Raw genomic sequence first — 627 nt, forward strand, 5'->3', positions numbered from 1 at the left:
GGTCTGGCTGGTCGGGGCGGGGCCCGGCGATCCGGGGCTGCTCACCGTTCGTGGCCGGGAACTGCTTGCCGCGGCCGACGTGGTCGTCACCGACCGCCTGGTGTCCACCGATGTGCTCGGGTATGCCCGGCCTGAAGCGGAGATCATCTACAGCGGCAAGAGTGCCGGCGCGCTCACCCGCAGCCAGGAGGACATCAACGGCCTGCTGGTCGAACAGGCGCTCGCGGGCCGCACGGTCGTCCGGCTCAAGGGCGGGGATCCGTTCCTGCTCGGCCGTGGCGGCGAGGAGGCGGAGGCATGCCGGCTGGCGGGGGTGCGGTGCACGGTCGTCCCGGGGGTGACCTCGGCGTTCGCGGCCCCCGCGTATGCCGGTATTCCGGTCACCCACCGTGGTGTCGCGCAGGACGTCGCGGTCGTCTCCGGTCATCTGCCACCCGGGCATCCCGGCTCCACCGTCGACTGGGCGGCGCTCGGCGCGTCCCGGATGACCATCGTCGTGCTGATGGGGGTCGCCAGGCTCGCCGACGTCACCGCGGCCCTCATCAACGGCGGGCGGTCACCCGACACGCCTGTCGCGGTGATCGAACGCGCCACCACGCCGGCGCAACGGGTCGTGCGCGGCACTCT

At 73.0% G+C, this 627-nt stretch carries 1 protein-coding gene; it reads left to right on the top strand.

Annotated features, from left to right (window positions below):
* Positions 1-627 (top strand): uroporphyrinogen-III C-methyltransferase (gene cobA, locus AC5LSR_RS24090; protein ID WP_493469081.1); only part of this gene is annotated, 627 nt, incomplete at both ends.

The sequence above is a fragment of the Protofrankia sp. CiP1_Cm_nod4 genome, assembly GCF_982290645.1.